The sequence below is a fragment of the Actinoalloteichus spitiensis RMV-1378 genome (assembly GCF_000239155.1).
In the GTDB taxonomy this organism is placed as follows: domain Bacteria; phylum Actinomycetota; class Actinomycetes; order Mycobacteriales; family Pseudonocardiaceae; genus Actinoalloteichus_B; species Actinoalloteichus_B spitiensis.
Genome location: NZ_AGVX02000269.1, coordinates 1 through 7,168 on the forward strand (window position 1 = coordinate 1; position 7,168 = coordinate 7,168).

Here is a 7,168-nt window from a genome sequence, read left to right on the forward strand (position 1 = left end):
GGCGGGACGCGCCGCGCGGCCTGCCGGTCGCCCCCTGGGGACGAGGGCCGGCACGAGGGTCGAGACCCCCGACCCGCCCCCGCGCCACGCGCCGGGTATCGGGGCCGGCTCAGAGCTCGACGAGGACCTTGCCCCGGTTCGCCTCCCGGTTGGCGTACAGGCTCCGGTAGGCGGCGGGGATCTCGTCGAAACCGTGCCGGACGGTCTGGTGGTAGGTGATCTCACCCCGCCGCACCAGGCCGCCCAGTTCCTCGTGCAACGCGGCCCAGTTCTCGTCGGTGAACCACTCCAACGAGAAGATTCCCCGGATGGTGGTGCGGGGGAACATGATGTGCGGCAGGAGGCGGGGGCCCACGTGTTCGTTGCCGATCTGCGCCGCCCACTGCCAGCACACCGCGACCTGGCTGTAGACGTTGAGCTGGTCGAAGACCGCGTCGGTGATGTTGCCGCCGAGGCAGTCGACGTACCGGTCGACCCCGTCGGGTGCCGCCGCCGCCAGCGCCGCGTGGACCGACTCGGTGTCGTCGCCCTGTCGGTAGTGGATCACCTCGTCGAACCCGAGCTCACGCAGGTACTCGGTCTTCGCCGGCGAACTCGTCGTGCCCACCACCCGGGCTCCGGCCCGCCTCGCGAGCTGCCCCACCAGCGACCCGACGGAACCCGAGGCACCGCTGACGACCACCGTCTGACCGGGGGACACGGTCATGAACCTGTTCATGATCCCCCAGGCCGTCATGCCCGGCCCACCGAGCACACCCAGGGCCGTGGAGAGCGGGAGGGTGTCGTCGTACCAGGCGGGGTCGAGCCGGCGGTAGTCGGGGAACACCATGGGGAACGTGCCGGTCTGCCACAGCTCGGCGGCGCCGTCGCTGATGAGGTGGGTGCGCCAGCCCCCGAACCCCTGCACCAGGTCCCCCACCCGGTGCGGGGCGCGGGGCCCGGCCTCCACGACCTCCATCACCGAGTCGGCGCCCATGTGGTTCCCCAGCGGTGTGTCCAGGGCGATGCCCTGGAGGTAGGGGTCCACCGAGACGTACAGGGTCCGCAGCAGCATCTCGTGGTCCCGGAGTCGGACGTCCATCTCCTCGACGACCTTCTCGTAGACCCGTCCGACGTCCGGGACACCCTCGACGTGCTCGCGGACCACCCACTTCTCGACCTTCAACGCACACTCCCTGTCACGGTGATCTCGGTTTTCGGTGCCGCGGTGGGCGCGGCCCCCGGTCCAACGGGAATGACCACATGGGTCGGCGGGGGCGCCGACTCGTCGACGCTCGCCGTGAACTCGCGGCCGTCGTCCCGGCACACGAACTGCATGACGTGCCGGCCCGCCGCTCCCGCCCGGATCAGGCCGCCCGTCGTCGCCCACACCCCGGACTGGTAGAAGTTGCGCAGCCCGGGCAGCCCGGGCCCGTACTTCTTCACCAGTTCCTCCAGCGTCTCGCCGCTGTCGACGAACGGCTGCCAGCCGAGGACGGTCCCGTCGTAGTTGCCCGTGTAGCGGACCTGCGTGAGCGGGGTGGACATGTCCCGGACCGCGATCGCCTCGGTGAGCCCCGGGTAGCGCTTCTCCAGGAAGCGGGTGATCGCGTCCCGCACCCGGCGTTTGGCCTGGTGGTACTCACGCCCACGGCGGACCGGGAGGGTGTGCAGCTCCTCCCCGCGACGGACGCGCGCCTGCTGCGCCGGCCCCTCCGCGATCTCCCGCCACGGCTCGATGTCGCAGAAGTACGTGGCGTAGACGACGCTGGTCTCCTCCGGGGACAGCTCCGGGTAGTGCCGGCTCCGGAACTGCACGTTGATGCTGGCGTGGCGGATACCGAGGAGGTCCTTCGCGTCCTCGTCCTCCAACAGGTACGTCGTGCACGGGTCGCCCTCGGGGAAGGGCCGCCGGAGACCGAGGAACAACGTGAAGTACCCGGGGAAGACCATGCCGGGTTTCGTGATGGTCTCGGTGTAGAGCTGCCGGTACTCCTCGTTGAGGTAGCGCCCCTTGAGGAACTTGGTCATCGTGGTGTGCCCGTCGGCGGCGGAGACCACGATGTCGGCCCGCTCCTCCCGCCCGTCGCTGAGCCGGACCCCCACGGCCGTGTCGTTCTCGACGAGGATCTCCTCGACCTTGGCGTTGTAGGTGACCGTGCCGCCCAGCCTGCGGTAACGCCCCTCGATGGAGGTCGCCAGCCCGAGGGACCCGCCCTCGGGAACCCCGGCGGACTGGTTGGCGTGGGAGGCGAGCTGGAAGTAGAACGGCAGCACCGGGAAGTTCGGGTGCCGCTCGTAGAGGATGAAGTTGAAGGCCTCGCGCAGCAGGGGGTCCCTGAACTTCGCCGAGTAGTCCGACATCAGCACGGAGATGGACTTGCGGACCGTGTTGAAGTAGGGCGCGAAGGAGGCGAACATGCGGAGCTTCTGCCAGGTCGTCATCAACCCGACCGGCTTGAGGAACGGGTACACGTTGATGGCCTTGCGGAACCTGCGCAGTCCGTGGCAGAAGTCCCTGATCAGCCGGGCGTCCCCGGGGGAGAGCTCCAGCAGGTGGGCTTCCAGCCGGTCGGGGTCGGAGTAGAAGTAGACCGCCCGACCGTCCCGGCCCCGGACGATGTTGAACACGTCGAAGTGGCGCATCTCCTTGCCCTGGAGCGCGCCGAGCTCCAACCAGATCTGGTGCATCTCGTTGCCCGGCCCGTTGCCGAGCAACCAGCTGATGCAGCAGTCCAGGGTGTAGTTCCCCCGGTCCCAGGCGGTGCAGCACCCGCCCGGGATCTCGTGCATCTCGAAGATCTGGCTCTGGTACCCGTTCATCTGCGCGTAGCACCCCGTGGACAGACCGCCGAGGCCCGCGCCGATGATGATCATCGTCTTGCGTGTGTGCTCTGGGCTGGGCATGGTGATGGCTCCTTGGTTCACCGGCGCCTGGCTACCGCACGGGCCGTTGGTCGAGTTGGGGCAGGGAGCCGAGGCGGTCGGGGTGCCACGGCTCGACGTTGTCGCTCTCCTCGGCCCGGAACTCCAGTCCCAGCTCCGCGCACAGGTACTGGGTGACGAACCTGCCGGTGGAGGCGGCCCGGATCAGCCCGCCCATCCCCACCCACTGCCCGGTCATCCAGAAGCCGGCCAGCCCGGGCAGCCGCATCCGGTCCTTCGCGATCAGCTCGTTGGCGACGTCCTCGGCGTCGGAGAAGGCCTTCCACGCGAGGATGCTGCCGACGTGGTTCCCGGTGTAGCGCAGTGTCGTCGCGGGCGAGGCGATGTCCACGAGTTCGATCCGGTCCCGCAGGTGCGGCAGGCGGTCCACGAGCACCGTGCGCACGAAGTCGGCGAGTTCGCGCTTCCTGGCCCAGTAGGCCTTCCGGTCCGTGCTCCGCAGCTCGGCCCAGTAGTGGAAGTCGCTGAAGTAGGTGCAGTGGATGACCGACTTCCCCGGTGGCGCGAAACCCTCCGAGTAGTGGGAGCGCAGCTGCACGACCAGGCTGGGTTGGAGCGCTCCCGGCAGCCGCTCGGCCTCCTGCTCGCTGAGCAGGTAGGTGGAGCTGTGCGGGTCGGCGGCGTCGAACTCGCCCTCCACTCCGACGAAGGCCGACACCACCGCGGGGAACAGGATTCCCGGCCGGTCGATCAGGTCGTCGTAGAGGCGTTCAACCCGGGGGCTGGTGTACTCGCCGCCGAGCAGCTGGTAGATGGTGGTCTGCCCGTCGCAGGCCGAGACGACGTGGTCGGCGTAGTGCCGTTCGCCCCCCTTCAGCTCCACACCGACCGCGCGGCCGTCCTCGACCAGGACGCGCTCCACCCGGCTCCGGTAGTCGATGCGTCCGCCGAGGCCGGTGTAGCGGTCCTCGATGGAACGCGCCAGCCCGAGGGAGCCTCCCTGCGGGAATCCGGCGTTCTGGTGGTAGGCGCTGGCCATGTTGAACAGGAACGGCAGCACCGGGAACGTCTCCGGGTCCTGGAAGAAGATGTTGCGGAACGCGCGGCGCAGCAACGGGTCCTGGAACCGGTCGGCGAAGGTGTGCATCTGCGTCGCCGCGGTCCGCCAGAACAACCGGAAGCGGGGAAGCACGGTGCGCAGGGTCCGGAGCCGCTCCCGCAGGCTCTGGAGGGGCGGCGGGGTGAGGAAGGGGTACAGCTCGAACTCGGTGAACCGCCGCAGGTCCCGGCAGAAGGACCGGATGAGCGGCGCGTCCACCGGGGAGAGCTCGGTGAGGTGCCGTTCGAGGCGGTCCGGGTCGTTGTAGAAGATGACCTCCCGCCCGTCCTCGTCGACGACCCGGTTGAACATCTCGAAGTTCGTGATGGTCTTGCCGTCCAGCGCCCCGAGTTCCCGCCACACCTGGTTGGCGTCGTTGCCCGGCGCCGTCCCGATCAACCACTCGATGCAGTAGTCGAAGACGTAGCCCTCGCGGGCCCAGGCGGTGCAGCAACCGCCCGGGAGGACGTGCTTCTCGAAGATCCGGGTCTCCAACCCGCTCATCTGCCCGTAGCAGCCGGTCGCCATCCCGCTGACACCCGCACCGATGATGATCACGCGCGGGGGCTCGCCGGGCGCCCGGTCGCGGCGTTCCCACACCGGTCGCCTCTCACGCGGCATCGACGACACCTCCGGACAGCAGGACCCGCAGCAGGTCGGCGTTGGCCTTGGCGTGCTCCTGGTCGAGCATCTCCGCGTGGGTGCCCGATCCGCGCAGCACCGTGGTGCGGGTCCTGGAGCAGCCGTACCAGTTCCCCGGCGCGGTCGCCGCGTAGGAGTCCACCCGGTCCTGGTCCGCGACGAGGGTGACCGGGGCGGTGATCGAGCCGGTGTTGGGGGTTCGGCTGGAGAACTCCAGGTAGTCCCGGGCCTGGCTCATCGTCTCCTTGCTCACGATGTCGGACCCGGTGTGCCGCTTCAGGTGGTCGCTGAGTTCCTCCTGGAAGACCGCAAGGTGTTCCTCGGCCAGCTCGAAGGCCTCGGTCAGCCGGTGCGAGTCGAGGATCACCACCTCCCGCACCACACGGCCCCGGCCCTCCAGTTCCCTGGCCACCTCGTAGGCGAGGTTCCCGCCCAGGGAGTAGCCCAGGAGGAACAGCTGGCCCTCCTCCTGGAGGGATTCGACCAGGTCGGCGTAGCGGCCCACCTTGTCGTCCCCGGTGAGGTAGTTGAAGGCGACGAGGCGGTACTCGTCGAGCTGGGCCGCGAACTGCCGGTAGACCAGGCCGTGCCCACCGGCCGGGGGGAAGCAGAAGGCGGTGTCGGCCCGCTCCGGGTTGAACCGCAGGTAGGGCAGTGCTCCCTCGGCCCGCCCGGTCACGATGTCCTGCACCGCGCTGGCCATGCCGTGCAGCGTCGTGACCCGGAAGAGCTGGCTCACGGGGATGCTGACCGCGAACTCGTTCTGGAGGTGGTAGATCAGCTCGATCAGCTTGATGGAGCCGCCGCCGAGCTCGAAGAAGTCGTGGTGGAGGCCGACCCGCTCCACCCCGAGGATCGCCTCCCAGTGCGCGGCCATCCTGACCTCGTACAGGGTGGTGGGCGGCTCGTAGGGCTGCTCGTCGTCCGCGCCGTCGGGCGCCGGGAGCGCGGCGAGGTCGACCTTGCCGTTGGGGGTGAGGGGCAGCGCGGCCAGCTCGACGAGGTGGGTGGGGATCATGAAGGTGGGCAGGTACTCGGCGAGGTGCCTGCGGAGCTCCCGCCGGTCGAAATCGACGCCGGGCGCGGCGACGCAGTAGGCGCAGAGGACGTTCTCCCCCCGGCCGTCCAGGCGCACCGTGACGACGGCCTCGGACACCCCCTCCCACGCGGTGAGCCGCGACTCGATCTCCCCGGTCTCGATCCGGTGGCCGTGCACCTTGACCTGGCTGTCGACCCTGCCGAGCAGTTCCACTCCCCCGCCCGCGTCCCAGCGTGCGAGGTCGCCGGTGCGGTACAACCGCAGTTCCGGGGCGTCCGGTCCCGCGCCGAGCACGCGGGTGACGAACCGCTCGGCGGTCTGCTCCGCGTCGCCGACGTACCCGTCGGACACGCCCTCGCCGCCGATCCACAGCTCACCCGGCACCCCGGCGGGGGTCGGCTCGCCGCGCTCGTCCAGGATGTACAGCTCGCTGCCGGGCAACGGCCGTCCGATCGGGACCATCTGACCGGGTTCGAGGTGGTCCACCGATCCCTCGAAGTAGGCGCTGTCGATGGTCGTCTCACTCAGGCCGTAGGAGTTCACCAGTCGGGTGTTCGGCCCGCAGAGCTGCCGCAACCGCTGGTACTCCTCGACCTTCCAGGCGTCGGAACCGACGACCAGCAGGCGGAGGAAGTCGAGCCGTTCCCCCTCGTTCTCGCAGTAGGTCGCCAGGGTGCGCACCACCGCGGGGACGAACTCCCCGCAGTCCACCCGCTCGGCGAGCATCGTCCGGTGCAGCCGTGCCGTGTCGAACAGCAGGTCGCGGTCCACCAGCACCAGCGTCCCGCCGGAGCAGAGGGCGCGGACGAGGTCGCCGGTGAAGACGTCGAAGGAGAAGCTGGCCATCTGGAGGTGCACCCGCACCTCGTCGTCCAGCCCGTACTCGACGCGCCAGGCCTCCTGGACCGAGGCGAGGTTGCGGTGGCTGACCCGCACCGCCTTGGGCCTGCCGGTGGAACCGGAGGTGTAGATGACGTAGGCGGTCGAGTCGAGGTCGACCGGTTCGGGGACGAACCCGGGGGCGGGTTCGGCGCCGAGTTCGTCGAGGGTGACCACCGGGCAGGGCAGCGCGGTGAGCCGGTGGCGGACCGGCGGGTCCGCGACGACCAGCGCGGCCGAGGCCGTGCTGACCATGTAGTCGAGTCGGTCGGCCGGGTACCCGGGGTCGAGCGGCAGGTAGGCGGCGCCGGTGCGGAGCACGGCCAGCACGGTGCTGACGAGGTCGGGGGACTTCTCCTGGCAGAGCGCGACGACCGCCCCGGGCCGCGCTCCCCTGGCTCGCAGGTGTCCGGCGATCTCGTCGGCCCGCCGCAGCAGCTCCCCGTACCGCAGCTGCTGGCTGGGGCCGTCCTCGACGGGCAGGGAGACCGCGACGGCGTCGGGCGTCCGGGCCGCGGCGGCGGCGATGAGGTCGTGGACGCAGGTGCGGGGGGCACCGGCCCGGTTCGCGCCGCTCCAACCGTCGAGGATCTCCGCTCGCTCCGCCGCCCCCAACAGCGGCAGCCGGTCGACCGGCTCGGGGG

The 7,168-nt window shown here is 70.2% G+C and carries 4 protein-coding genes; all 4 read right to left on the reverse strand.

Going from position 1 to position 7,168, the window contains the following annotated elements; genetic code table 11:
- Positions 1-109 precede the first annotated feature (109 nt).
- On the reverse strand, positions 110-1,165 hold the full coding sequence (locus ACTIDRAF_RS0212940; RefSeq protein WP_016699164.1) for an MDR family NADP-dependent oxidoreductase: 1,056 nt from the start codon (positions 1,163-1,165) through the stop codon (positions 110-112).
- The gene (locus ACTIDRAF_RS0212945) at positions 1,162-2,886 is read right to left on the reverse strand and encodes a phytoene desaturase family protein (RefSeq protein WP_016699165.1); all 1,725 of its coding nucleotides are present in this window, start codon (positions 2,884-2,886) and stop codon (positions 1,162-1,164) included. The genes ACTIDRAF_RS0212940 and ACTIDRAF_RS0212945 overlap by 4 nt, the downstream gene beginning before the upstream one ends.
- 31 nt (positions 2,887-2,917) lie before the next feature.
- On the reverse strand, positions 2,918-4,585 hold the full coding sequence (locus ACTIDRAF_RS0212950) for a phytoene desaturase family protein (protein ID WP_016699166.1): 1,668 nt from the start codon (positions 4,583-4,585) through the stop codon (positions 2,918-2,920).
- Positions 4,575-7,168 (reverse strand): non-ribosomal peptide synthetase (locus tag ACTIDRAF_RS28660; protein ID WP_039787120.1); only part of this gene is annotated, 2,594 nt, incomplete at its 5' end. The genes ACTIDRAF_RS0212950 and ACTIDRAF_RS28660, both read right to left, overlap by 11 nt.

Excerpts from the sequence above, each read along its gene's own strand:
- ACTIDRAF_RS0212945 (WP_016699165.1), bottom strand. The coding sequence starts at position 2,886 with ATGCCCAGCCCAGAGCACACACGCAAGACGATGATCATCATCGGCGCG.
- ACTIDRAF_RS0212950 (WP_016699166.1), bottom strand. The coding sequence starts at position 4,585 with ATGCCGCGTGAGAGGCGACCGGTGTGGGAACGCCGCGACCGGGCGCCC.